The 23,527-nt window shown below is 68.5% G+C and carries 28 protein-coding genes; 8 read left to right on the top strand and 20 right to left on the bottom strand.

Annotated features, from left to right (window positions below):
- Positions 1-2 precede the first annotated feature (2 nt).
- Complete coding sequence (locus ABDW31_RS18030; protein WP_343699315.1) at positions 3-539, top strand: recombinase family protein; 537 nt, start codon at positions 3-5, stop codon at positions 537-539.
- On the opposite strand, the gene ABDW31_RS18025 is transcribed toward ABDW31_RS18030, so the two are convergent.
- The 5 genes from ABDW31_RS18025 to ABDW31_RS18005 form a co-directional block, all read right to left on the bottom strand.
- Positions 536-1,297 (bottom strand): ABC transporter permease, encoded by a 762-nt coding sequence (locus ABDW31_RS18025; protein ID WP_343699314.1) that lies wholly within the window; start codon positions 1,295-1,297, stop codon positions 536-538. The two genes, ABDW31_RS18030 and ABDW31_RS18025, sit on opposite strands and share 4 nt — an antisense overlap.
- Positions 1,294-2,286, bottom strand: coding sequence for an ABC transporter ATP-binding protein (locus tag ABDW31_RS18020; protein ID WP_343699417.1), 993 nt, complete (start codon positions 2,284-2,286; stop codon positions 1,294-1,296). Before ABDW31_RS18020 ends, ABDW31_RS18025 begins: the two co-directional genes overlap by 4 nt.
- Before the next feature lie 69 nt (positions 2,287-2,355).
- Positions 2,356-2,817 carry an NfeD family protein gene (locus ABDW31_RS18015; RefSeq protein ID WP_343699313.1) on the bottom strand — a complete coding sequence of 154 codons (462 nt, stop codon included), beginning with the start codon at positions 2,815-2,817 and terminating at the stop codon, positions 2,356-2,358.
- A gap of 3 nt (positions 2,818-2,820) precedes the next feature.
- Positions 2,821-3,837 carry an SPFH domain-containing protein gene (locus tag ABDW31_RS18010; protein ID WP_184723422.1) on the bottom strand — a complete coding sequence of 339 codons (1,017 nt, stop codon included), beginning with the start codon at positions 3,835-3,837 and terminating at the stop codon, positions 2,821-2,823.
- Between the two features lie 31 nt (positions 3,838-3,868).
- Positions 3,869-4,291 (bottom strand): TIGR02301 family protein, encoded by a 423-nt coding sequence (locus ABDW31_RS18005; RefSeq protein ID WP_184723426.1) that lies wholly within the window; start codon positions 4,289-4,291, stop codon positions 3,869-3,871.
- Between the two features lie 179 nt (positions 4,292-4,470).
- Here ABDW31_RS18005 and ABDW31_RS18000 point away from each other — a divergent pair, with 179 nt between their 5' ends.
- Positions 4,471-4,680, top strand: coding sequence for a hypothetical protein (locus tag ABDW31_RS18000; RefSeq protein WP_343699312.1), 210 nt, complete (start codon positions 4,471-4,473; stop codon positions 4,678-4,680).
- On the opposite strand, the gene ABDW31_RS17995 is transcribed toward ABDW31_RS18000, so the two are convergent.
- Positions 4,673-5,215: a hypothetical protein gene (locus ABDW31_RS17995; RefSeq protein WP_343699311.1), complete on the bottom strand. Its 543-nt coding sequence runs from the start codon at positions 5,213-5,215 to the stop codon at positions 4,673-4,675. The two genes, ABDW31_RS18000 and ABDW31_RS17995, sit on opposite strands and share 8 nt — an antisense overlap.
- Positions 5,216-5,326: 111 nt before the next feature.
- Here ABDW31_RS17995 and ABDW31_RS17990 point away from each other — a divergent pair, with 111 nt between their 5' ends.
- Positions 5,327-6,085 carry a Crp/Fnr family transcriptional regulator gene (locus tag ABDW31_RS17990; RefSeq protein ID WP_343699310.1) on the top strand — a complete coding sequence of 253 codons (759 nt, stop codon included), beginning with the start codon at positions 5,327-5,329 and terminating at the stop codon, positions 6,083-6,085.
- On the opposite strand, the gene ABDW31_RS17985 is transcribed toward ABDW31_RS17990, so the two are convergent.
- From ABDW31_RS17985 to yaaA, 8 genes are all read right to left on the bottom strand, one after another.
- Entirely contained in the window at positions 6,082-7,047 is a 966-nt protein-coding gene (locus ABDW31_RS17985; RefSeq protein WP_184723435.1) for a nitronate monooxygenase family protein, read from the bottom strand. The genes ABDW31_RS17990 and ABDW31_RS17985 overlap by 4 nt on opposite strands.
- Before the next feature lie 81 nt (positions 7,048-7,128).
- Entirely contained in the window at positions 7,129-7,266 is a 138-nt protein-coding gene (locus ABDW31_RS17980) for a hypothetical protein (RefSeq protein ID WP_184723437.1), read from the bottom strand.
- Positions 7,267-7,402: 136 nt separating this feature from the next.
- On the bottom strand, positions 7,403-8,185 hold the full coding sequence (locus ABDW31_RS17975) for an SDR family oxidoreductase (protein WP_343699309.1): 783 nt from the start codon (positions 8,183-8,185) through the stop codon (positions 7,403-7,405).
- 64 nt (positions 8,186-8,249) lie between these two features.
- Positions 8,250-9,011, bottom strand: coding sequence for a site-2 protease family protein (locus tag ABDW31_RS17970; protein WP_343699308.1), 762 nt, complete (start codon positions 9,009-9,011; stop codon positions 8,250-8,252).
- Positions 9,012-9,042: 31 nt separating this feature from the next.
- Entirely contained in the window at positions 9,043-9,477 is a 435-nt protein-coding gene (locus ABDW31_RS17965) for an NUDIX hydrolase (protein ID WP_343699307.1), read from the bottom strand.
- Positions 9,474-10,535 (bottom strand): patatin-like phospholipase family protein, encoded by a 1,062-nt coding sequence (locus tag ABDW31_RS17960; protein WP_343699306.1) that lies wholly within the window; start codon positions 10,533-10,535, stop codon positions 9,474-9,476. Before ABDW31_RS17960 ends, ABDW31_RS17965 begins: the two co-directional genes overlap by 4 nt.
- A 13-nt stretch (positions 10,536-10,548) precedes the next feature.
- Complete coding sequence (locus ABDW31_RS17955; protein WP_343699305.1) at positions 10,549-11,346, bottom strand: 3-hydroxybutyrate dehydrogenase; 798 nt, start codon at positions 11,344-11,346, stop codon at positions 10,549-10,551.
- A gap of 85 nt (positions 11,347-11,431) precedes the next feature.
- A complete protein-coding gene (yaaA, locus tag ABDW31_RS17950) occupies positions 11,432-12,199 on the bottom strand; it encodes a peroxide stress protein YaaA (RefSeq protein ID WP_343699304.1) in 768 nt (255 codons plus the stop codon).
- A gap of 808 nt (positions 12,200-13,007) precedes the next feature.
- Here yaaA and ABDW31_RS17945 point away from each other — a divergent pair.
- Genes ABDW31_RS17945 through ABDW31_RS17935 form a run of 3 tightly spaced genes read left to right on the top strand, consistent with a single transcriptional unit; the run spans position 13,008 to position 14,104 of the window.
- Complete coding sequence (locus ABDW31_RS17945; protein WP_343699303.1) at positions 13,008-13,451, top strand: hypothetical protein; 444 nt, start codon at positions 13,008-13,010, stop codon at positions 13,449-13,451.
- Entirely contained in the window at positions 13,448-13,744 is a 297-nt protein-coding gene (locus ABDW31_RS17940; protein ID WP_343699302.1) for a transcriptional regulator, read from the top strand. Before ABDW31_RS17945 ends, ABDW31_RS17940 begins: the two co-directional genes overlap by 4 nt.
- 36 nt (positions 13,745-13,780) lie before the next feature.
- Positions 13,781-14,104: a hypothetical protein gene (locus tag ABDW31_RS17935; protein ID WP_184714420.1), complete on the top strand. Its 324-nt coding sequence runs from the start codon at positions 13,781-13,783 to the stop codon at positions 14,102-14,104.
- On the opposite strand, the gene ABDW31_RS17930 is transcribed toward ABDW31_RS17935, so the two are convergent.
- The 4 genes from ABDW31_RS17930 to ABDW31_RS17915 form a co-directional block, all read right to left on the bottom strand.
- Complete coding sequence (locus tag ABDW31_RS17930; protein WP_343699301.1) at positions 14,079-15,500, bottom strand: FAD-binding oxidoreductase; 1,422 nt, start codon at positions 15,498-15,500, stop codon at positions 14,079-14,081. The genes ABDW31_RS17935 and ABDW31_RS17930 overlap by 26 nt on opposite strands.
- Positions 15,501-15,524: 24 nt before the next feature.
- Positions 15,525-16,502, bottom strand: a complete 978-nt coding sequence (locus tag ABDW31_RS17925; RefSeq protein ID WP_343699300.1) for an L-threonylcarbamoyladenylate synthase — start codon at positions 16,500-16,502, stop codon at positions 15,525-15,527.
- Complete coding sequence (locus tag ABDW31_RS17920) at positions 16,433-17,722, bottom strand: YceI family protein (RefSeq protein ID WP_343699299.1); 1,290 nt, start codon at positions 17,720-17,722, stop codon at positions 16,433-16,435. Before ABDW31_RS17920 ends, ABDW31_RS17925 begins: the two co-directional genes overlap by 70 nt.
- A 69-nt stretch (positions 17,723-17,791) precedes the next feature.
- Positions 17,792-18,421 (bottom strand): YceI family protein, encoded by a 630-nt coding sequence (locus ABDW31_RS17915; protein WP_343699298.1) that lies wholly within the window; start codon positions 18,419-18,421, stop codon positions 17,792-17,794.
- 183 nt (positions 18,422-18,604) lie between these two features.
- Between ABDW31_RS17915 and ABDW31_RS17910 the strand changes: the two genes are divergently transcribed.
- Positions 18,605-20,362, top strand: coding sequence for an acyl-CoA dehydrogenase (locus tag ABDW31_RS17910; RefSeq protein ID WP_343699297.1), 1,758 nt, complete (start codon positions 18,605-18,607; stop codon positions 20,360-20,362).
- Positions 20,363-20,492: 130 nt separating this feature from the next.
- Here the strand turns inward: ABDW31_RS17910 and ABDW31_RS17905 are convergent, their stop codons facing one another.
- Positions 20,493-20,975 (bottom strand): peroxiredoxin, encoded by a 483-nt coding sequence (locus ABDW31_RS17905; RefSeq protein WP_184714431.1) that lies wholly within the window; start codon positions 20,973-20,975, stop codon positions 20,493-20,495.
- Positions 20,976-21,117: 142 nt separating this feature from the next.
- Between ABDW31_RS17905 and ABDW31_RS17900 the strand changes: the two genes are divergently transcribed.
- Positions 21,118-21,708: a YqgE/AlgH family protein gene (locus ABDW31_RS17900; protein ID WP_184714433.1), complete on the top strand. Its 591-nt coding sequence runs from the start codon at positions 21,118-21,120 to the stop codon at positions 21,706-21,708.
- Positions 21,709-21,846: 138 nt separating this feature from the next.
- Here ABDW31_RS17900 and ABDW31_RS17895 read toward each other — a convergent pair whose 3' ends face one another.
- On the bottom strand, positions 21,847-23,514 hold the full coding sequence (locus tag ABDW31_RS17895) for a bifunctional diguanylate cyclase/phosphodiesterase (protein ID WP_343699296.1): 1,668 nt from the start codon (positions 23,512-23,514) through the stop codon (positions 21,847-21,849).
- Positions 23,515-23,527: the final 13 nt, after the last annotated feature.

Genomic DNA, 23,527 nt, shown 5'->3' with positions numbered 1-23,527 from the left:
GCTTGGACAAAGCCCTCGCCAAGCCGCGCGGGGTTTGCCAAGCACGGCCGATGAACCTCGTCGGCTACTATCGCGTGCCGCCCGTGCGCGGGATCTTCTTCAGCCCCGCGCAGGAGGAGCGCCTGCTGCTGCTGGGCTGCCAGGAGGTGTTCAGCGACCGCTGCCTGGCCTCGGGCGTCGTCCGCCCGGGCTTGCAGCGCGCCCTGGACGCCCTGGAGCCGGGCGGCGCAGTGGCGGTGCCCAGCTTCCACGCCCTGGCCGGCGACATGACCGGCCTGGTCGAAGCGGTGCTGAAGCTGCAGGCGCGCGGACTGCACCTGATCGTCCAGCAGCCCGAGGTCGACACCCGGACCCAGCCCGGCTTCTTCGAGACCTGCCAGATGCTGGCCGGCTTCAGCCGCGAGCGCCCGATGGTCCGCACCGCCGAAGCCGCGCTGATCGCCAAGGGCGGCAAGGCCGGCGGCATGAAGGGCCTGAAGAGCAGCGCTCCCTCCCCTTCCCCGGACGAGCCCGAGGAAGAGGACGAAGACGACGGCTAGACCTTCAGGCGGTAGCCGGTCTTGAAGATCCACCAGACGGCGGTCAGGCAGATGACCAAGAACAGAGTGGTCATGCCCAGGCTGATGCCGACCCCGACGTCGGACTGGCCGTAGAAGCTCCAGCGGAAGCCGCTGATCAGATAGACGACCGGGTTCAGCAGGGTGATCTTCTGCCAGATCGGCGGCAGCATGTTGATCGAGTAGAAGCTGCCCCCCAGGAAGGTCAGCGGCGTGATGATCAGCGCCGGCACGATCTGCAGCTTCTGGAAGTTGTCGGCCCAGACGCCGATCACGAAGCCGAACAGGCTGAAGGTCACCGCCGTCAGCACCAGGAATAGCGCCATCACGAACGGGTGGGCGATCTCGAACGGCACGAACAGGCGCGCCGTGGCCAGGATCAGCAGGCCCAGCAGCACCGACTTGGTCGCCGCCGCCCCGACATAGCCGGTCACCGCCTCGGCCCACGAGACCGGGGCCGACAGCAGCTCGTAGATCGTGCCGGCCCATTTGGGCATGTAGATGCCGAACGAGGCGTTGGAGATGCTCTCGCTGAGCAGCGACAGCATGACCAGGCCCGGGATGATGAAGGCCCCATAGCTGACGCCGTCGATCGACTGCATGCGCGAGCCGATGGCCGAGCCGAACACCACGAAATATAGCGACGTGGAGATCACCGGGGCCAGGATGCTCTGCAGCAGGGTGCGGAACCACCGCGCCAGCTCGAAGCGGTAGATGGCTTTGATCGCATGGACGTTCATTTCGCGCCCCTCACCAGGCTGACGAAGATTTCTTCCAGCGAGCTCTGGCTGGTATGCAGGTCCTTGAAGTCAACGCCTTCGTTGCTGAGGCGGCGCAGGAGGTCGGCGATGCCGGTCTCCTCGGCCTGGGCGTCGAAGGTGTAGATCAGCTCGTTGCCGTCCTTGGCCAGCTCCAGGGCGTGCCCCCGGAGATTGGCCGGCAGGGCTTCGAGCGGGCTCTGCAGCTGCAAGGTCAGCTGCTTCTTGCCCAGCTTGCGCATGAGGACGTCCTTGTCCTCGACCAGGATGATCTCGCCCTTGCGGATCACCCCGATCCGGTCGGCCATCTCCTCGGCCTCCTCGATGTAGTGGGTGGTCAGGATGATGGTGACGCCGCTTTCGCGCAGGCCCCGGACCATCTCCCACATGTCGCGGCGCAGATCGACGTCGACGCCGGCGGTGGGCTCGTCCAGGAACAGGATGGTCGGCTCGTGGCTCAGGGCCTTTGCGATCATCACCCGGCGCTTCATGCCGCCCGACAGCGCCATGATCTTGCTGTCCTTCTTGTCCCACAAGGAGAGGTCGCGAAGGATCTTCTCGATCAGGGCGTCGTTGCGCGGCTTGCCGAACAGGCCGCGCGAGAAGCTGACCGTGGCCCACACGGTCTCGAAGGCGTCGGTGTTCAGTTCCTGCGGCACCAGACCGATCTTGGTCCGGGCGGCGCGGTACTCCTTGACCACGTCGTGGCCGTCGGCCAGCACCACGCCCTGGCTGGGATTGACGATGCCGCAGATGATGCTGATCAGCGTCGTCTTGCCCGCCCCGTTGGGGCCGAGCAGGGCGAAGATCTCGCCCTTGCGGATATCGAGGTCGATGGTCTTCAGGGCCTGATGGCCCGAGGCATAGGTCTTGTTCAGACCCTTTACCGATATGATGGAGGTCACGCGGTCTCCCTTGAGCGCAGCGAGCCAGCGGCCGCCTTGCTCCCCCTTTTCAAAAGCCGGCCTCAGATGGTGTCGCTTGGCCGATATAACAGGGGGTCATAACAGGGCGCCCGCAGACTTCTGTCAGCAGCCGCGTTAGGGCGCGACCGTGCGCACCTTCAGAACCGATCCGTCGACGCCGGTGACCACCACCTCCTGGCTGATCGCCGGGATGGCTTCTTCGGTCTGGGCAGCCCACTCCTTGCCGTCGACGAACACCCGGCCGCGGCCCTGTTCGAAGGGCGACAGCACCTGCCCGCGCTGGCCCACCAGGCGCAGCAGCGGGTCGTTGAGATCGGGCTCCTTGGCGTCCAGCACCGGCCGCAGGAAGCGTCGGGCCAGATAGGTCGAGGCGATGGTCAGCACCGCGAACAGCCCCAGCTCGGCCACGAAACCGGGATGGACCGCCTGGGCCAGCAGGCCGACGACGAAGGCGCTGGCCGCCGGCCACAGCAGCCAGCCGGTGCCGCTGGCCACCTCGATCGCCAGGAACAGCGCCGCCAGTCCCAGCCACAGCCAGAACGGTTGCAGGGCGTAGAAACCGGCGACGGCTTCCATGGTCTAGGCTCCGCGCTTGCCGCCGGGCGGCGTGATGGTGGGCGGGGTCGGCGCTGTGGCGACCGGACGCGGACGGGGCTGAGGCGCCGCCGGCGGCGGCGAGCGCGGCGCATCCTGGCTGAGCGACTTCACCAGTTCGCCAACGCCGGCGACCGTACCGGTCAGGCTCGCGAAGTCGGCGGGCACGATGACGGTCTTCTGCTGCGGGCTGCGCGCCAGCTCGCCGAAGGCCTCGACGTACTTCTGGGCCACGAAATAGTTGATGGCGTTGACGTCGCCTTGGGCGATGGCGTCCGACACCAGGGTCGTGGCCTTGCCCTCGGCCTCGGCTTCGCGCTCGCGGGCCTCGGCGTCGCGGAAGGCGGCCTCGCGGCGGCCCTCGGCTTCCAGAATGGCGGCCTGCTTCTGGCCCTCGGCGCGGGCGATCTGGGCCTGCTTCTCGCCCTCGGCCTCGGTGATCACCGCGCGACGCTCGCGCTCGGCCTTCATCTGGCGGGCCATGGCGTTGGTGATGTCGGCCGGCGGCGACAGGTCCTTGATCTCGATGCGCGCCACCTTCACGCCCCACGGACCGGTGGCGTGATCGATCGTCGACAGCAGGCGGGTGTTGATCTGGTCGCGCTGGCTCAGCACCTCGTCCAGCTCCAGCGAGCCGACGACGGTCCGCAGGTTGGTCTGGGCCAGCTGGGTAATGGCGTACATCAGGTTGTCGACACGGTAGGCGGCCTGAGCGGCGTCCATCACCTGGATGAAGACGATGGCGTCGACCTTCACCGACACGTTGTCCTTGGTGATGACCTCCTGCTGGGGCACCTCCAGGACCTGCTCCATCATGTTGACGCGGCGGCCGATGGTCTCGACGAACGGGGTCAGGATGCTGATGCCGGGCTTCAGGGTGCGGGTATAGCGGCCGAACCGCTCGACGGTGAACTCGCGCCCCTGCGGGACGATCTTGATCACGCTGAACACCAGCGCGAACGCCAGGATCAGCAGCACCACAACGACGATCGACGTGCCCAAAACGCTCTCCCTCAGTTACCTAAGGTGGAGGTTAGCGCGCGCTTTCGTCTTCCGCCACGGAATCCGGCGCTGGCCGTTTTGCCTGTCGCACCGATTGCGAGAGCTTGCGGGCCAGGGCTTGGCCGCGGCGAGCGGCCTGCTGCTCGGCCTTGCGGCTGGCGTCGTCGCAGGTCGGAAACTCGCTGCGGCGCGAGGCGAAGCCGGTGTTGAAGCGCTCGCGCATCTGTGCGTCGAAAGCCTGGTCGGCCTGTTCGACCTCGGTCATCCGCACCATGCGGGCGCGCCAGTACTGGTCGCCTTCGCCCTGGCAGGCCTGGCGCAGGGCATGGCTCTCGCCCAGGGCATAGGCGATGTCGAGCAGACGCTGGCGCTCGCTCGCGTCCCGCTCCTGAGCCAGAACGGGGACCGCGAGAAAGGCGCTCAGAAAGACGCCGATGAGGAACGGACGCGACATGGCGCTGTTATCGCCAAACCGCGCCCGCCTGTCACGATCCCGCCCGCAGGAGGCGAACGCGCACCGGCGGCTCTGGGGACAATTGTCCATCGGTGTCAGGAAAAAGCTTGAGCGATAAAGGACTTGCGCCATTCCCGGATCGGGGCTTCCCTGTGGATTACTGCAAGGAGGTCACGCCCATGACTGAGGTGCATTACGGCGTTGTTCGCGTTGGCCAGCATTGGTCGATCATCGGCGACAACCTGCGCTTTGGAACCTACGACACCCGACGCGAGGCCCGCGAGGCCGTGCGCCGCCTGGCCGCCCACTCGTCTGGGCTCGGCCTGCCCGTCCTGATGCATGAGCAGCAGGATGACTGGACCCTGCCGCACCCCATCCAGCTCAGCTAGCCTCCTCGACCTCGTCGTCGTCGTACAGATACGGACGGATGACGCGCAGCACCTGGGCGATCGAGGCCACGGCCCCGACGACCGAGGCCACCACCTGGAAGCCCTGCCAGATCAGGCCGATCAGCGGGTCCTCGCCCAGCAGGGCGGCCAGCGGATAGATCAGGCGGCTGACCACGATGCGGAAGCCCGCATAGGCGGTGGAGTATTCGACCGAGGCTCCGGCCAGGGCGGCCGAGACCACCACCGCCAGCACCGGCGCCCACAAGAGCGGCAGGATCAGCAGCAGGGCCAGGGCGGTGATCAGCAGCTTGGTCGACAGGCTGACCTCCCGCGCCAGGGTCAGACCGACACCGATCAGAACCAGGACGCCCAGGGTCATAAAGGCGACCGGCAGCGCCATGTCCGCGGTTTCCGCCAACGGGACCCCGACGCCGAACACCATGGCGGCCATCACGATCAGGGTGAGAACGAAGGAGCCCAGCCACAGCGCGCCATACTGGCCGAGCCTGCGCCGGACATGCCGCTTGGCGATCATCACCGCTCCCCCCGAGGTCAACGGAGGGTGCGTCGGAAGAGTCTCGCCGTCCACGGGAAACTAAGCCGTTCGACGCGCGCTTTAGGAGTCGAAGCGCCACCGGAGAGCCTGATGAGCCTCATCACCCGCATCGTCCGCAGCGCCGCCGACGGCGACGCCGCCCCGCCCTACGCCTCCAACCGTCTGCTGGCCGCCCTGCGCCCGGACGCCCTGGCGGCGCTGGCCCCGCACCTCGTCCTGGTCGACCTGCCGGCCGAGGCGGTGCTGTTCGACGCCGGCGACGACGTGCAGCACACCTATTTGCCCTGCGGCCCGACCCAGGTGTCGCTGCTGGTCGTCACCGCAGACGGCCAGGAGATCGAGACCGCGAGCATCGGCTTGGAAGGCGCGATCGGCGGCGTGGTCAGCGCCGGCTTCAAGCCCGCCTATGGTCGGGCCGTGGTCCGCACGCCGGGTCACGCCTTCTGCATCCCGACGCAGAAGCTGGAAGAGGTGAAGACCGCAACCCCTTTGATTGCGGACATGTTCGACCGCTATGCCGACGTGATGATCGCCCAGATGATGCAACTGGCGGCCTGTAACGCCCTGCACCCGATCGAGCAGCGGGTCGGCCGCTGGCTGCTGTTCGCCCACGACCGGGCCGGCGACGAGCCGATCCGCCTGACCCAGGAGACCCTGGCCCAGATGCTGGGCGTCCAGCGCACGACGATCAGCGCCGTGGCCCGCACCCTGCAGGACGCCGGCGTCATCGACATCGGCCGCGGCAAGGTCACCATCCGCGACCGCGCCGGCCTGGAACGTCGCGCCTGCGAATGCCACGACGCGGTCGAGGCCCACTTCCGGCGCGTGCTGCCGAAGGTGGAGACCTAGGTCCGGAAAGCCGCCGCCTTCGCCAGCGCCGCTTCCGCCTCGCTGACCAGTCGCGCCACGATCTCGCCGGCCGGCGGGACGTCGTGGACGCCGCCGGCGCTCTGGCCCATGGCGAAGCAGGACTTTTCAGGATCCAGCCCCTCGATCTGGCCGCCGATGCCGCCCATGGCCTGGTTGCGCACCGAGATCATGGCCTGCTGCGGGAAGGGCTGGATGTCGGCCGGGCGCGCTTCCCAGTCGTCGACATAGCCGTTCTTGCGCACCCGCATCGGCTTGCCCGAGTAGCAGCGAGTGCGGACGGTGTCCTCGTCGGTCGCCTCGATCACCGCCCGGCGATAGAGCTCGCCGGCGTGGGCCTCCTGGCTGGCGATGAAGCGGGTGCCCATCCAGACGCCTTGGGCGCCCAGGGCCAGGGACGCGGCCAGGCCCCGGCCGTCATAGAGACCGCCGGCCGCCACCACCGGGATCTTCACAGCCTCGACCGCCTGGGCCACCAGCGGCAGGGTGCCGACCAGGCCCGTATGGCCCCCGCCCTCGCCGCCCTGGCAGATCACCGCGTCGCAGCCGGCTTGCTCGGCCTTCACCGCATGCTTCACCGCCCCGCAGACGACCATCACCTTCAGGCCGGCCACCTTGAGCCGTTCGATGATCGGCAACGGCACGCCCAGTCCGGCGATGAAGGACGAAGCGCCCTCCTCGATGATGACCTCGACGCTGGCGGTCAGGGCCTCGGGCGTGGCGGCCAACAGGTCGACGCCGAATGGCTTGTCGGTCAGGGTGCGGACCTCGCGCATCTGCTGGCGGATGAAGTCCGGCGTCGTGCCAGCCATGCCCAGCACGCCGTAGCCGCCGGCGTTGGAGACCGCCGCCGTCAGGGGCGCATAGGAAACCCCGCCCATGCCGGCCAGCATGATCGGGTGCTCGATATCCAGAAGATCGCAGAGCGGCGTGCGCAGTCCCATGCCGGTTCCTCCCTGTTGTTTTCAGGGAGGATTTCGGGGCGCGGCCGGCGCGGCAAGCGTGCCGCGAGGTGAACCTCAGCCCTAGCGGTGCTTGGCCAGCTCGGTCTCGACGTCGGCTTCGGACGTCCAGAAGCAGCTGGCCATGGCCGTGATGATCATGGCGACCAGCATCAGGAAGCCGCGCGGCGGCGCCAAGCTGACAACGTCTTGGGGCGTCATCGGTGTTGTTTCCTCATCAGCGCCCGGATCTGATGTCCAGGCTGCCGTGAAGAAAGCTTCTCACCGGATCGCCAGCTCCGCAAGAGGCTGTTTTTCATACGCTTTTCCTGGACCCAAGAGTCCAAGATACGAAGCCCTAGAAGATCGAGTATCCGCCATCGATCACCAGGGTGGTCCCGGAGTGATAGCTCGATGCGTCCGAGGCCAGATAGACGGCCATGCCGCCGAAGTCCTCGGGTTCGCCCCAGCGGCGGGCCGGCACGCGGGGGATGACCTTCTCGGAGAAGACCGAATTGGCCTGGGCGCCGGCGGTCATGTCGGTGGCGATCCAGCCGGGCAGGATGGCGTTGGCGCGCACCCCGTAGCGGGCGTGTTCGACGGCGACCGACTTGATCATCGAGATCACCGCGCCCTTGGTGGCGGCATAGGCCTCGTTGCGGGCCGCGCCCTCGATGGCGGCCAGCGAGGCCACGCCGACCAGGGAGCCGCCGGCGTCGCCGGTCTTGGCCCGCTCGACCATGTGGCGGCAGGCCTCGCGCAGGGTGAAGAAGACGCCGTCGAGGTTCACCGCCAGCGTCTTGCGATAGGTCTCGGTGGTCATGTCCACGAACGAGGGCGAGCCGAAGCCGACGCCGGCATTGGCGAACACGCTGTCGACCCGGCCCATGGCGGCCACGGCCTCTTCCATGCCCTCGCGGACCTGCGCCTCGTCGGACACGTCGACGGTCTGGGCCTTCACCCGGACGCCTAGGCCGGTCAGCTGCTGCTCGGCGGCCTGGTTGCGCTCGGCGTTGGAGCCCCAGATGACGATGTCGGCGCCGGCTTCCGCCATCGCCTTGGCCATGCCGAAGCCGATGCCCCGGTTGCCGCCGGTGACGAGGGCGACCTTGCCCGACAGGTTGAACGGCGCGTAGGCCATGGCGAAACCTCCCTCATTCTTCTCGAAACATTTGTTTGAAGAAGGAAGGCTGACGCGACGTCGGTCAAGTCCCCCAGAAGTGGAAGGCGTCCCAGCCCGCCGCGATCGCCGAGCGCGGCACGCCCAAGAGGTCGGTGATCGCCAGGGCTGCGCCGAAGATCAGGCGGCTGGCGCCGGGCACGAAAAAGATGAGGCCCAGCAGCAGCAGGATGCCGACGGGCTCGAACCGGCGGATGGCGTTGCGGATCCCGTCCGGCAGGAACGGCCGCAGGACGCCGTAACCGTCCAGGCCGGGGATCGGCAGCAGGTTCAGCACCAGCGCGCTGCCCTGCAGCATGGCCAACAGGCTGAGCGCGTTGCGCAGGTCCGGCGAGGCGACGAACGGCAGGGTCACCGCCAGCACCAGCAGCACGACCAGCGTCCCCAGCGGTCCGGCCAGCGAGGCCAGCGACCGCCAGGTCCTGGACCGCATCAGGTCCTCGCGCAGATAGACCGCCCCGCCCGGGAAACCGATCCCGCCCATCGCCAGGGCCAGAAGCGGGATGACGATGGTGGTGACGAGGTCCGAGTACTTCAGCGGATCGAGGGTCAGGTAGCCCTTCTCGACGATCGTGTGGTCGCCGGCCTTCCACGCCGTGAACGCATGGCCGAACTCGTGGACGCCGACGCTCAGCACCCAGGTCGCGGCCACGAAGGCGAAGGTGAACGGTCCCACCGGCGGCAGCTGGGCGACGACGGCCCAGCCCAGGCCCACACAGGCGGCGATCAGGATCAGGGCGTTGGGCGACAGCGGCGCCTTGGGCGCTCGGGCTTCGAGAACGGTCATGGGGCCGATGTGAGCAAGCCTGGCCGCCGGGTCAACCGCCCATCCGGTCGTAGGCCTGGGCGATCACCCGCCGGGTCTCGTCCCATTCGACCAAGGCCATGGCCTCGTCGCGGGAGACGAAGCGCGCCTCGGCCGCGTCGTCGCCAGCCACCGGCTCGCCGCCAGTCCAGCGGGCGGCGTAGTCGATCAGCACGTAGTGGCGGGTGATCTCGCCGCCCCTTCCATCAAGAGAGGGGCGAGCGGGAAACACGCCGTCGACCACGTCGAGCAGGCCGGTCAGCTCGGCGTGTACGCCGGTCTCTTCCTTCAGCTCACGCAGGGCGGCGACCTCCAGGGTCTCGCCCCATTCCAGCCGGCCGCCGGGCAGGCTCCACTGGCCCAGGCGCGGCGGCGTGCCCCGGCGGATCAGCAGCACCTCGTCGCCCCGCAGGCAGACGACGCCGACGCAGGGGACGGGATTGCTCACGGAAATCCGACCTTCAGATCGACGCTGGATGTCACGCCGATACACGTCCCGCAGTCGGCCAGCCACGCTTCCGCCGCCGTCCGCCCTCGTTCCTTCAGGTCGGTCAGGAAGCTCCACTCGGTGTTGAACTTGCTCGACATGGAGAGGTCCGCCAGCGGCTTGTCGGCGGTGATGGCATGGACCAGCATCCGGCGGTAGCGGCCCCGGGCGTTGTCCTTCAGCAGCCCCTCGTCCAGCAGCTTCTGCACGAAGCCGATGGCCCGCAGTTCCGAGGCCAGCGAGGCGTTGAAGGTGATCTCGTTCAGGCGGTCCATGATCTCGCCTGGCGTGCGGGGCGTCTCCTCGCGGACGAACGGATTGAGGCTGACGATCAGGATGTCGTCGGGCGTGTCGTCGTAGAACAGCGGCCATAGCGGCGGATTGGCCAGAAAGCCGCCGTCCCAGTAGGGCTCGCCGTCGATCTCCACCGCCTGGAATACCTGCGGCAGGCAGGCGCTGGCCATGATGTGGCGCACGGTCAGCTCGGTCTCGCGGAAGATCACCGACTTGCTGGTCCGCACCGCCGTGGCGGCGATGTAGAGCTTGATCGGGCTCTTCTCCCGCAGCTGACCAAAGTCGATCTCGGCTTCCAGGGTGTCGTGCAGCGGGTTCAGGTTGAACGGATTGAACTCGTAGGGGCTTAGCGACAGGGCGAAGGTTTCCGCCATCCGCCAGCCGGGAAGGCTCTTCAGCCAATCCGCGCCGCCGGCGAAGGCGTTGGTCCAGATCGAGGTGTCGCCGAAGACATTGCGCCCGCCCTGGCGGTTCACCTGCTTCCAGAAGGCGTCCAGCTTGGCGCGGGCCCCGGCCTTGCCGTCCTCGATCAGCCCTTGCGCCAGGCAGACCGCGTTCATCGCCCCGGCCGAGGCGGCGGTCACCGCCCGGATCTCCAGGTCCTCTTCCTCGAGCAGGCGATCCAGGATCCCCCACTCGAACGCCCCGTGGGCGCCGCCGCCCTGCAGGGCTAGGCTCAGGTTTCGGCCCGAGGGCTTCTTCTTGGTGAAGGGCGGGATCGGCATCGGGCCTGTCCCGCTATTGCGCCACCCAGCCGCCGTCGACCTGGAAGGCCGCGCCATTGGCCGAGGCCCCGGCGTCCGAGACCAGATACAGCAGCATGCCGCCCAGCTGCTCGAAGGTGACGAACTGCTTGGTCGGCTGGCTGGCCAGGATGACGTCGCGCATCACCGCCTCTTCCGAGATGCCGCGGGCCTTGGCCTGGTCGGCGATCTGGGCCTCGACCAGCGGGGTCTTCACGAAGCCCGGGCAGATGGCGTTGCAGGTGATGCCGGCCTGGGCGACCTCGAGGGCGACGGTCTTGGTCAGGCCCATGATGCCGTGCTTGGCGGCGACATAGGCCGCCTTGAACGGCGAGGCGATCAGGGCGTGGGCCGAGGCGATGTTGACGATCCGTCCGCGCCCCTGCTCCTTCATGATCGGCACCGCCGCCTTCGTGGCGTGGAAGGCCGACGACAGGTTGATGGCGATGATCAGGTCCCACTTGTCGTCGGGGAAGTCCTCGATCGGGGCCACATGCTGGACGCCGGCGTTGTTCACGAGGATGTCGAGTTCGCCGAACTCGGCCTTGGCCTGCAGCACCATGTCGGCGATCTGGGCCGGCTTGGTCATGTCGGCGCTGTTGTACAGCACCTCGACGCCGTGGCGTTCGGCCATCTCGGCCCGGGCCCGCTCGATGGCGTTCATCTCGCCCAGGCCGTTCATGACGATGTTGACGCCCTGGGCGGCGAGCGTGTCGGCCAAGGCATGGCCGATGCCGCTGGTCGAACCGGTGACGATGGCGACCTGACCCTGCAAACCGAAATCGACGGCCATGCGAGCGCTCCCTATATTGCTGCAGCGCAGCATATAGCTCGCCCTTGCGGTGAGCGAGCCCTTATAAATTCACCACTAGATGAATTCAGGGCTGCAGGCGAGCGAAAACCCAGTCGGCGGCGGTCGAGAGGTCCGCCCGGAAGCCGTAGCCGTCCAGATCGAAGCCTTTCAGCCCTTCTGCGCGGTCGATGCGGTTGTCGATGATGTAGCGGGCCATGCGGCCGCGGGCCTTCTTCGCGAAGAAACCCAGGACGCGCAGCTCGTTGCCCTTCTCTTCCTTGAAGTGGCAGGTCACGACCGGCAGCTTCAGGGCCTTGGCGTCGACGGCGCCGAAATATTCCTGGCTGGCCAGGTTCACCAGGGTCGGGTCTTCGTGCCCCTCGGCCGCCTGATTCAGGGTCTGCGAGATGGTCTCGCCCCAGAAGTCGTAGAGGTTCGAACCGCGCTTGGTCTTCAGGCGCGTGCCCATCTCCAGGCGATAGGGCTGCAGGGCGTCGAACGGGCGCAGCACGCCATACAGGCCCGACAGGATCCGCAGGTGGTCCTGGGCCCAGTCCAGAGCCGGACGGTCCAGCTCGCGCGCGGCCAGGCCGCCATAGACGTCGCCGTTGAAGGCGATCACCGCCTGCAGGCCGTCTTCCAGCTCGGCGTCGAAGGCCTGGAATCGTTCGCGGTTCAGCTTGGCCAGGGCGTCGGAGATGTGCATCAGGCGCTTGAGGTCGGGCGCGGTCAGCTTGCGCGTGACCTTGGCCAGCTCGGCGATCTGGGGCTTCAGCTCAGGCGTGGTGAGCGGCAGCACCGTTTTCGGGGCGGTGAAGTCCAGCGACTTGGCGGGCGAGATGACCATCAACATGGGCCGGGAGATAGAGGCTTCGAGGGAGCTTCGCTAGCGGGGTCACTACGGAATGGCGCACGGACCCGCCGCTTCACGCGGCCAGCCGCTGAAGGGGATGGAAAGGGCTGCGGAGCGCCGGACAACGTCCGGGTGTGAGTTTGTAAGTACCGTTTCGACGAAGCCCGAACGCTCCGCGCAGCCGTTATCCGCCAGCGTCCCGACAGGTGGCCTTGTTCAGGCCTTACCGGGACCCGGGTCTCGCCGTTTCCAGCAAACCCCGAAGGTCGAGGAGGGCGAGCCAATTCAGGCTAAGACACACCCCTTGGTCTTCGACCACGCCGACGACGGGCGGGCCTGGCAGCGAACCAGGTCCCCGGACCGTCCGAGTATCCCCCTCGGACCTGTCCCCGCTCGACCACACCCCGCCGCCGCAATCGGTCGCTGGCCATGCGCCCTTTCCCCGCGACGAGGTGAAGAGAGGATAGGCCAGGTTTTTAGGACGATGCGAAAAACGGCTGAGCGCTCGTGAACACCCGAACCCCTCTCTCTTTGAGAGAGGGAGGGGCCCATGCGCAGCATGGGAGGGTGAGAGGTTACACCGCTCACCGAATAGTCCTGAAAAACCAGCGAGATGTGCGAAGCCACCCACCGGCTTCGCCTAACCTCTCACCCTCCCACGCCTGCGGCGCGGGCCCCTCCCTCTCTCAAAGAGAGAGGGATCTACACCCGTGCCTCGGCGATCAACTTTCCACCTCGGAAAGTTGTCACTTGCCAACCCGGAAAGTTATGATCATAACTTTCCACCACGGAAAGCGAGGAACCCGCCATGACCCGCAACGAAGACGCCCAGCGCATGCTGGCCGAGATCGACGCCGCCAATGCCGATCTGGCCCAGAGGGCCAAGGCGCCGACCTGGTATCATTCGGCCCTGGGCCTGCTGATCGGGGGGTTGATCGCGGTACAGGGCCTGCCCCTGCCCCTCGTGGCCGCGTTCTACACCGCCTATGTCGTTGGCCTGGTGCTGCTGGTGCGGGCCTACAAGCGTCACACCGGCCTATGGATCAATGGTTACCGGGCAGGCCGCACCCGCTGGGTCGCCATCGGCCTGGCCGCGTTGAGCATACTTTGCGGCCTGATCGCGGTCTGGCTCCAACGTGAGCGAGGCCTGGCCCTGGCGCCGCCGATCTTCGGCGCGATCGTCGCCCTCATCGTCACCATCGGCGGCTTCGTGTGGGAGGCGGCGTTCCGCGCCGACCTGCGCGCCCGATGAGCGCCGAACTTGACCCGGTGATCCACGCCCCCAACCGCCTGCAGATGTGCTGCATGCTAGCAGCGGTCGACACCGTCGACTTCGCCACCGTCCGCGAGGCGCTGGACGTCTCGGAGTCGGTGCTCAGCAAGCACGTGAAGACCCTGGAGGAAGCCGGCTACGTCAGGGTGCGAAAGGCCGCCTCGGCCGGCCGCCAGCGCACGTGGCTGTCGCTCGCTCCGGACGGCCGCAAGGCGCTGAAGGGACATCTGGCTGCGCTAAGGACGATGATGACGGAGGCGGGCGAACTCTAGCTCGACGCCGGTCTGGGTCCCAGCTATCTCCGCGCCATGACCCAGACCCTCGGCCTGATGGCCGCCCTGACCTGGCCGCTGCCGATGATCGTGGCCCTGGTCCTGGTGGCCCGCGACAAGACCCTGAAGTATCGCGTGCTGTGGGCCGTGCTGTGCTTCGTTGGCGTCGGCGCCTTCTGGATGCAGGCCTCGACCGGCCGGTGGGGCTTCGTCCCCCTGGCCATCAACCTGCTGGGGCCCAATTCGCAACCAGGCTTCTACAAGGCCGTGATCCCGGCTGGGGCCATCGGCGTGCTGATCCTGCAGACCTTGAGAGCCCGCAAACGTCGAGCACTTAAAACAGAATCCGCGGGTTCATGATCCGCGCCGGGTCCAGGGCCTGGCGGATCGCCCGCAGGGCCGCGACCTCGATCGGATCCTTGTAGGCCAGGGCCTCGCCCGTCTTCATCGCCCCCAGGCCGTGTTCGGCGCTGATCGAGCCCTGGAAGGTCGCGGTGATGTCATGGACGATCTTGGCCCCCGCCTCACGCTGGGCGTCATGGGCGTCGTCGTCCCCGCCGGCGGGTTTGAGCACGTCGTAGTGGACATTGCCGTCGCCGACATGGCCGAAGGCGACGATGCGCGCGCCGGGGAAGGCCTTGGCGATCGCCGCGTCGGCCTGGCCGATGAAGTCGGGGATCTTGGAGACCGGCACCGAGACGTCGTGCTTCCACACCGCGCCCTCTGGCTTCTGGCCGGCCGAGTGGCCCTCGCGGATATGCCAGAAAGCCTTCATCTGGGTTTCGGTCTGGGCCACGGCCGCGTCGGCGATCAGGCCGCGCTCGAACGCGCCGGCCAGAAGACGTTCCAGCGCCGCCTCGGCCGCGCCGGGCTCTCCGCTGGCGATCTCGATCAGCACGTACCAAGGGTGCTCGGTCGATAGCGGGTCGCGCAGGCCCGGCACGTTGCGCACCGTGAGGGCAAAGCCCAGGCGGCCCATCAACTCGAAGGCCTCGACCGCGCCGCCGGTCTCGTCCTTGGCCCGCGCCAGCAGCTGGATGGCGTCGGCCGGCGAGGCCAGGCCCACAATGGCCACGGCCCGCGAGGCTAGGGGCGCATGCAGCTTCAGCGCCGCCGCCGTGACGACGCCCAGTGTGCCCTCGGCCCCGATCAGCAGCTGCTTGAGGTCGTAGCCGGTATTGTCCTTGCGCAGGCGCTTCAGGCCCTTCCAGATCTCGCCGTTGGGCAGGACCGCCTCGATGCCCAGCACCTGCTCGCGCATCATGCCGTAGCGCAGGACGGCCGTTCCGCCGGCATTGGTCGAGATCAGCCCGCCGATCGTGCACGAGCCTTCCGACGCGACCCCCACCGTGAAGCGGCGGCCGACCTTGGCAGCCTGCTGGTGGGCCTCATGGAGGGTGACGCCGGCCTCCAGCACCATCACGTCGTCGATCGGGTCGACGTCGCGGACGGCGGTCAGCTTCTTGGTCGACAGCAGGATCTCGCCGTGCGGGATCTGGCCGGCGACGAGGCCGGTATTACCGCCCTGCGGGGTCATAGCCACGCCGTCGGCGGCGCAGATGCCGACAACGGCCGCGACCTCGGCGGTCGTGCGCGGGGTGACCAAGAGCGGCGTCTCGCCTTTCCAGCGCCCACGCCATTCGACCAGGTGCGGCCCGACCACATCGGGATCCTGGCTCCAGCCGCCTTCGCCGAGCACGGCCTTCAGGCGGGAGACGGTAGCCGTCAGATTTGGGGTGGGAACGGGCTTGTTCATGGTGCTGATCCTACGCCTGCGGCGTCAGCCGATATAGCCCGCCGCGCGGCGCAGGCGGTCGTTAATGGCCTCGCCCAGGCCGTCCTCGGGGATCGGCGCGACGGCGATGGCCGAGGGCTTGGTGCGGTCGGCGGCGCGCAGATACGCGAAAAGATTGGCCGCGGCCTCGGCCAGGTCGCCGCCGGGGCTGAGGTTGAACACCCCCTCCCCCGAGGCGCCGCCGCCGAAGGCCAGGAACGCCTCGCCGGGCTGGGCCGAGCGGGCGTTGATCCGCACCGGGGCGTCAGGGGCGTAGTGCAAAGCGAGCCGCCCGGGCGAGCGCTTGGCGTCATCCTCGGCTTCGGCCAGCGGGCCGACGATCTGCTGCAGCTGGACGCGGGTAACGGCGCCGGGGCGCAGCAGGCGCACCTGGCCTTCCAGCACCGAGACCACGGTCGATTCCAGGCCGACGGCGCACGGTCCGCCATCCAGGGCGGCGGCGGCCTTGTCGCCGGTCTCGCTGACGGCGTCGGCATAGGTGGTGGGGCTGGGTCGACCCGAGCGGTTGGCCGAGGGCGCGACGACCGCGCCGCCGAACGCTTCCAACACCGCGTGCGACACCGGATGGCCCGGCACCCGGATGGCCACGGTGTCTAGACCGGCGCGGGCCAGATCACAGACGGCGGCGGTGTCCTTGATCGGGGCGACGATGGTCAGGGGGCCCGGCCAGAACGCTTTCGCCAGGGCGTAGGCCCGGTCGTCGAAATCGGCGATCCGCGCGGCGGTCTCAAGGTCGGCGACGTGGGCGATCAGCGGGTTGAAGCGCGGCCGGCCCTTGGCCTCGAAGATCGCCGTCACCGCCGCGGGATTGGCGGCGTCGGCCCCCAGGCCATAGACGGTTTCGGTCGGCAGCAGGACGAGCCCGCCCGCGCGCAGGGCGCGGGCGGCGGCGTCTATTTCCGCTTCGCGACCAGCGAGAAGCTGACCTGCACCTTGCCTGCGATCTGATCCGTCGACGCCCATTCGCCCTGTCCAACTCCGAACGTGGTCCGGTCGAGGCTGGTTACACCGCGCGCGGTCGCCGTGTCGCCGTCGATCTTCAGGCTGAACGGCAGGCTGAGCGGCTTTTTGGCGCCGCGCAGGTCCAGGGTCCCGTCGGCGACGAACTTGCCCTCGCCGGTCTTGCGGAACTTGCTGGCGGTGAAGGTCGCCTTCGGATGGGCGGCGGTGTCGAAGAAGTCGCCGCTGGGCAGGCTCTGGTCGCGCTGGTCGTCGCCGGTGGCGGCCGAGGCCATGTCGATGCTGACGGTCAGCTTCGAGCGGTCCAGGGCCTCGGGCGAGAACAGGATGTCGGCGGTCCAGCGGGTGAAGCGCCCCTCGATGGCGCTGCCCGACCAGTCGGCGGTGAAGGCCAGGGTCGCGCCCTTCTGGACGGTCCAGGCGACCGGATCCTTCAGCGGCGATTCCTCGACCGGCGGGGCGGTCTCGGTCGTAGCGGGCGCAGCCTCGCTGGTCGGCGCCGCGGGCGTCGGGGCGGTCGGCGCTTCGACGGGCTCCTCGACCGGCGCGGGGGCGACGGGCTTGGCCGTGACGGCGGGGGTGTAGAGATAGCCGGCGGCGATCACCGCGATGAGGCCGGCGGCGGCCAGCCAGGCGCGCGGCTCTTTCCAGCCGGGCCGGGCGCCGGGGGCCATGTGACCCAGCACCTCGTCCTTGTCGAGGATCTGGTGCTTGGCCACCGCGCCCAGGTGCAGGGCCAGCAGCAAGTAGGTGGTCTTGACCAGCACGCCGTGGCCGATGTCGCCGAACTCCCGCCAGGCCTGCTTGGCGCCGGCCGCCATCTCGGGAATCAGCGGCAAGTGCGGCCAGGGGATCGCGCCGTACAGCAGGGTCGGGATGGCTACGCGGCTGGCCGAGACCATGATCCAGCCGGTCAGCGGCAGGCCGATCATGATCACGTAGAAGCCGCCGTGCACCACGTGCGAGGCGATCCGCTCCCAGCGCGGCTGGCCCTCGGGCGGCGGCGGCGACTTGTGGGTCAGCTTCCAGCCCAGCCGGAACAGGCTGAGCAGCAGGATGGTGATGCCGATGGACTTGTGCAGCTGGACCATCGCGAAGGTGGACGGCCCCTTCGGACCATCCCCCATGCGCCAGCCCAGGATGACCTGGAAGATAAGGGCCGCGGCGATCAGCCAGTGAACGGCGATCGCCACCGTCGTGTAACGCGTACGGGTGTCGGCCATCCGTATCTCCCAGGGCATTCAAAAGCGGGGGTGCGGCGAGCCGACATCGACTCGCCGCACCGGTAGAGCTTACTTCTTGTCGAACTCGACTTCGATGTTCAGCGTCACGTCGTCGCCGACCAGCGGGGCGTACTTGCTGACGCCGAAGTCGGTGCGCTTGATCGTCGTGGTGGCCGAAAAGCCGGTCTTGACGCCGGGGCCCATGCCCGAGCCGACGCCGTTGAAGGTCACGTCCAGCACCACCGGCTTGGTGACGCCGTGCAGGGTCAGGTCGCCCGTAACCTTGCCCTTCTGGCCCGCGCCCGGCTCGACCTTGGTCGAGACGAAGGTGGCGGTCGGGAACTTGTTGGCTTCCAGCCAGCCGTCGCCGGCCAGTTCCTGGTTGAACTTCACGCCGAACGCGTCGGGGCCGGTCGAGGTGTCGATCGAGGCCGGGTCAATGGTCACCGAGATCTTCGAGGCAGCCGGGTTCTTCGGGTCATAGTCGAAGTGGGCGTCGACCTTGGTGAAGCGGAACTGGTAGTTCGAGAAGCCCATGTGGCTGAGCTTGGCGACGACCGAGGCGTGGGTCTTGTCCAGCACATAGTGGCCGGCCGGCAGGTCGGCGGGCTTGGTCGAGGTCACGCCCGGCGCGGCCAGCGCGGCGGGGGCCGTGAACAGGGCGACGGCCAGGGCCGCGGAGGCAATAGGACGAAACATCGGGATTTGCTCCAGGCAAATTAAAACAGGACCAGTTACGGTTTCCCCGACTTAGGAACTTAGCCATGCGATGGAAGGGCGCGGAGATCACGAGGCCGTGATCTGACGCATAAATCAACCCGCCTCTTGGCGAGCCCGGACCGCCCTGCCAAACAGATCAGCGATAACCTGGAGTTAGCCGGCATGACCTACCGCGCCCCCGTCCGCGACCTTGCTTTCTCGCTGCGCCATGCGGCCGGCTTCGACCGGCTGGCCGACGCGTTCCCCGAGGCCGATGCGGACACGGTGGTGGCGGTGCTGGAAGCGGCCGGCGCCTTTGCCGCCGACGTGCTGGCCCCGCTGAACCGCGGCGGTGACCTGGTCGGGGCCAAGCTCGAGAACGGCGTAGTCCGCTGCGCCCCCGGCTTCGCAGACGCCTATCAGCAGTTCGCCCACGGCGGCTGGGCCAGCCTGGCCGCGCCGGCCGAGCACGGCGGCCAGGGCCTGCCCAAGACCCTGGAAGTGGCCGTGCTGGAAATGGTCCAGGCCGCCAACATGGCCTTCGGCCTGTGCCCGATGCTGAGCCTGGGCGCCATCGAGGCGCTGGAGCACCACGGCTCGGCCAGGCAAAAGGAAACCTACCTGCCCAAGCTGGTCTCAGGCGAGTGGACCGGCACCATGAACCTGACCGAGCCCCAGGCCGGCTCGGACCTGGCGGCCCTGACCACGGTGGCGACGCCGGATGGCGACGGCGGCTGGCGGATCACCGGCCAGAAGATCTTCATCACCTGGGGCGACCACGACGCGGCCGACAACATCGTCCACCTGGTGCTGGCCCGCACGCCTGACGCCCCTCCGGGCGTGAAGGGCATCTCGCTGTTCCTGGCGCCCAAGGTTCTGGTCGATGCGGACGGCAAGCTCGGCGAAGCCAACGGCGTCCGCGTCGGCGGGCTGGAGCACAAGCTGGGCATCCACGGCTCGCCCACCTGCGTGATGCTGTTCGAAGGCGCCAAGGCCGAGCTGGTCGGCGGCCTGGGCGCGGGCCTGCCCAACATGTTCACGATGATGAACGCCGCGCGCCTGCAGGTCGGAACGCAGGGCGTGGCCATCGCCGAGCGCGCCTATCAGCAGGCTCTGGCCTTCAGCCAGGAACGCGTCCAGGGCCGCTCGGCCTGGACCGGCGCCTATCCCTCGCGATTGTTCGACCATCCGGACGTGCGCCGCACCCTCGTCCTGATGAAGGCCCATATCGAGGCCGCCCGCGGCATCTGCCTGTCGACCGCTGTCGCCGCCGACCTCTCGCGCGCCGCCACCGACGAGGCGACCCGCACCGCCGCCAAGCTGCGCGAGGAACTGCTGACCCCGATCGCCAAGGCCTGGTCCACCGATGTCGGCGTCCAGGTCGCCTCGCAAGGCGTGCAGATCCACGGCGGCATGGGCTTCATCGAGGAGACCGGCGCGGCCCAGCACTATCGCGACGCCCGCATCGCCCCGATCTACGAAGGCACCAACGGCATCCAGGCCATCGATCTGGTCGGCCGCAAGCTGATGCTGGGCGAAGGTCAGGCCGTCGCCGACCTGATGGACGACATCCGCGACACCATCGAGGTGCTGCGGGCGGGTGATCTGAAGGCGGTCGGCATGAGGCTGGAAGCGGCCCTGAACGCCACGGCTTCGGCGACCGCCTGGCTGATCGAGCGCCGCGCAAAGGCCATGCCCGACGCGCTGTCGGGCGCCACGGCCTATCAGAAGCTGCTGGGCGATGTCGTCGGCGGCTGGATGCTGGCCAAGGGCGCCCTGGCGGCCGACGGCGAGGCCGATGCGGCCTGGGCCGAAAGCAAGCGGGCCCTGGCGCGGGTATTCGCCGAAAGCGTCCTGGCCCAGGTCCCGGGCGCGGCCGCCGGCGTCATGCTGGGCGCGGCGGATCTCGAGGCGATGACGCCTGAGGTGCTGGGGGCGTAGTCGAGATGCTCCCCCGCGATGCGGGGGAGCTGTCGCGGAGCGACTGAGGGGGCACGTGCTGCTTAGGCCGAGCTGCCCCCTCCGGCCCTCTGGGCCACCTCCCCCGCATTGCGGGGGAGGATCTAACGCCTTAAAGCTGCTCCAGCAGGTACTCGGCCGACGAGACCTTGAACTGGCCGGCTTCTTCGACGTGCAGCTGGGTCACGACGCCGTCCTTGGCGATCAGCGAGTAGCGCTGCGAGCGGCCGCCCATGCCGAACTTCGAACCGTCGAAGTCCAGGCCGATGGCGCGGGTGAAGTCGCCGTTGCCGTCGGCCAGCAGCAGCACTTCGCCGTCGATGCCCTGGTCCTTGCCCCAGGCCTTCATCACGAAGACGTCGTTGACCGAGACGCAGGCGATCGTGTCGACGCCCTTGGCCTTCAGCTCGTCGGCCTTCTCCTTGAAGCCCGGCAGGTGCTTGGCCGAGCAGGTCGGGGTGAAGGCGCCCGGCACGGCGAACAGGGCGACGGTCTTGCCCTTGAAGATGTCGTCACCGGTGATCGGCGCGGGGCCTTCGGCGGTGCTGGTCATGAAAGTCGCTGCGGGCAGCGTGTCGCCAACCTTGATGGTCATCCGTCCCTTTTCCTTGCGTTCGAGAAAATCGCGCACCCGAGATAGACCTCGCGGGGGCAGACGCCAAGGAACAAGCGAGCGGGCCGCAAGGTTTCCGTGATCCTCCCTTGAAACCGACGCATTGAGGGCCAATCCTGCAGCCATGGCCAGCTTGATCGAAGACGACGCAGACACCGACTTCCTGACCGGACGGCTGCTGGTCGCGATGCCCGGCATCGACGACGAGCGTTTCGAGCGCACCGTGCTCTATCTGTGCGCCCACGACGAGGAGCAGGCGATGGGCGTGGCGGTCAATCGACCGATCGACGGCCTGTCGGTGTTCGAGCTGCTGGACCGGCTAGGCGTGAAGTCCGAGATCCAGGCTCCCGGCGATCTCGTCCTGCTGGGCGGGCCGATCGAGCGCGAACGCGGCTTTGTCTTGCACACCGACGACTTCAACTCGCCGGACTCGACCCTGCCCGTGGCCGACGGCGTGGGCCTGACCGCCACCCGCGACGTGCTGGACGCCATGGCCAGCGTCATCCACCGCCCGCGCAAGGCGGTGCTGGCCCTGGGCTATGCCGGCTGGGGTCCGGGGCAGCTGGAACAGGAACTGCGCGACAACATCTGGCTGATCTGCGACGCCGACGAAGGCCTGCTGTTCGACGAGGACCACGAGCACAAGTGGACCCGGGCCCTGGCCAAGCTGGGGATCACGGCGGATCATCTGTCGGCGACGGCGGGGCGGGCTTAGGGCGAAATAGATGCTCCCCCGCGATGCGGGGGAGCTGTCGCGGAGCGACTGAGGGGGCGAGCTGGGCGGAAGCCGCGTTAGCCCCCTCCGGCCCTCCGGGCCACCTCCCCCGCATCGCGGGGGAGGATCTTGAGAGCTCTACCCCCGCGCCTTCACCGGCGCCGCGCCATCCACATAGGCCTCGTTCAGATAAACCTCGGCCTCCTGCGGCGACAGGGCCGGCGCGTAGCCGAAGCCCTGGCCGTAGTCGCAGCCCAGGGCCTGCAGGGCGCGGGCCATTTCGGCGTTCTCGACGCCCTCGGCGACGACTTCCAGGTCCAGATCCTGGCCCAGCTTGACGACCGAGCGGACGATCTTGGCCGAGCCGGCGTTGCCGCCCATGGTGCGCACGAAGTAGCGGTCGATCTTCAGCGTGTCGAACGGCAGGCGCGTCAGGTACGACAGCGACGAGAAGCCCGTGCCGAAGTCGTCCAGCGCCAGGCCGGCGCCGGCCTCACGCAGGGTCTTGAGGATCACCGCGGCCCGCTCGGGGACGCGCATGATGTCGCTCTCGGTGACTTCCAGCTTCAGGGCGCCGCGCGGCAGGCGGTTGATGCGCAGGGTCTCGGCCACGTCGGCCACCAGGCCCGGGCGGTCGATCTCGCCGGTCGAAAGGTTGACGCTGACGGTCAGGCTGCCCATCGCCGGGTGCGCGTCGCGCCAGGCGGCCAGTTGCTTGGCGGCCGAGTGCATCATGTGCGCGCCCAGCTCGCTCATCAGCCCCATCTCTTCGATCAGCGGCAGGAACTCGTCAGGCGGCAGCATGCCCCGGCGCGGATGGATCCAGCGGGCCAGGGCCTCGAAGCCCGACAGGGCGCCCGTCGACAGGCGCACCACGGGCTGGAAATACGGAACGATCTCGCCACGGCCGATGGCACCGCGCAGGTCGGCCTCCAGCGCCAGGCGCGACAGGCCGTCGGTCTCCATCGAGCGGCCATAGGCGGCGGCCCCGCCGCGACCGGCGGCGGCGGCGGCTTCCACGGCCAGTTCGGCGCGACGGATCAGCTCGGCCGCGTCGGGCGCGTCCAGGCCGCCCTCGGCCGAGACCGCGCCGATCGACAGGGTCGGGTGAATATCGAAACCGGCAATGCGCAGCGGCTGTTCCAGCGCCGCGCGCAACATCTCGGCCGGCTCATAGCCCTTGGGCGCGCACAACACCGCGAACTCGTCCTCGCCGATGCGGCCCAGCAAGGCGTCGCTCGGGAAGGCCGCGACCAGGCGCGAACCCAGGGCGGCCAGGACCAGGTCGGCGCGCTCGTGGCCCAGAGCCTCGTTCAGGCGGCGCAGGCGGTCCAGATCGGCGACGACCAGCTCGTGCATGCCGTCGCGCGACAGCCGCTCGCGGGCGCGGGCGATGAAGCTGCGGCGGTCCAGCAGGCCCGTCAGCTCGCAGCGCTCCGAAGCGGCGAATTTGGTTTCGGGGGCGACGACGCCGGCGGCGCGCACGCCCTCCTCCAGCCACACCCCGCGCCACAAGCAGGTCTCGCCGCCACGCACGCGGAAGCGGGCGACGACTTCACTGCCGGGCTCACGGATCTTGAGAACTTCCTCGGCCTGCGCACGGTCCTGCGGCAGGGCCAGGGCGCGGAAAGCGGCGGACGAGCACTCTGGGGCCAGCGGCCCCAAGCCCAAAGCGCGAGCAGCGCCGTTCAGGCGCAGCCGGTCGGCTTCAGGTTCCCAGATCCACAGCGCGACGTCGGCCCCGCCCAACGCTTCCAGCGTGGCCGTGGTGTCCCAGATCCGTCGCTCACCCGTGCGAAAAGACATACGCGTTCCAAAA

Source organism: Caulobacter sp., assembly GCF_039596335.1.
In the GTDB taxonomy this organism is placed as follows: Bacteria; Pseudomonadota; Alphaproteobacteria; order Caulobacterales; family Caulobacteraceae; genus Caulobacter.
Note: the sequence above shows the minus strand (reverse complement) of the source record. Positions and strands in the feature narration are given on the sequence as shown.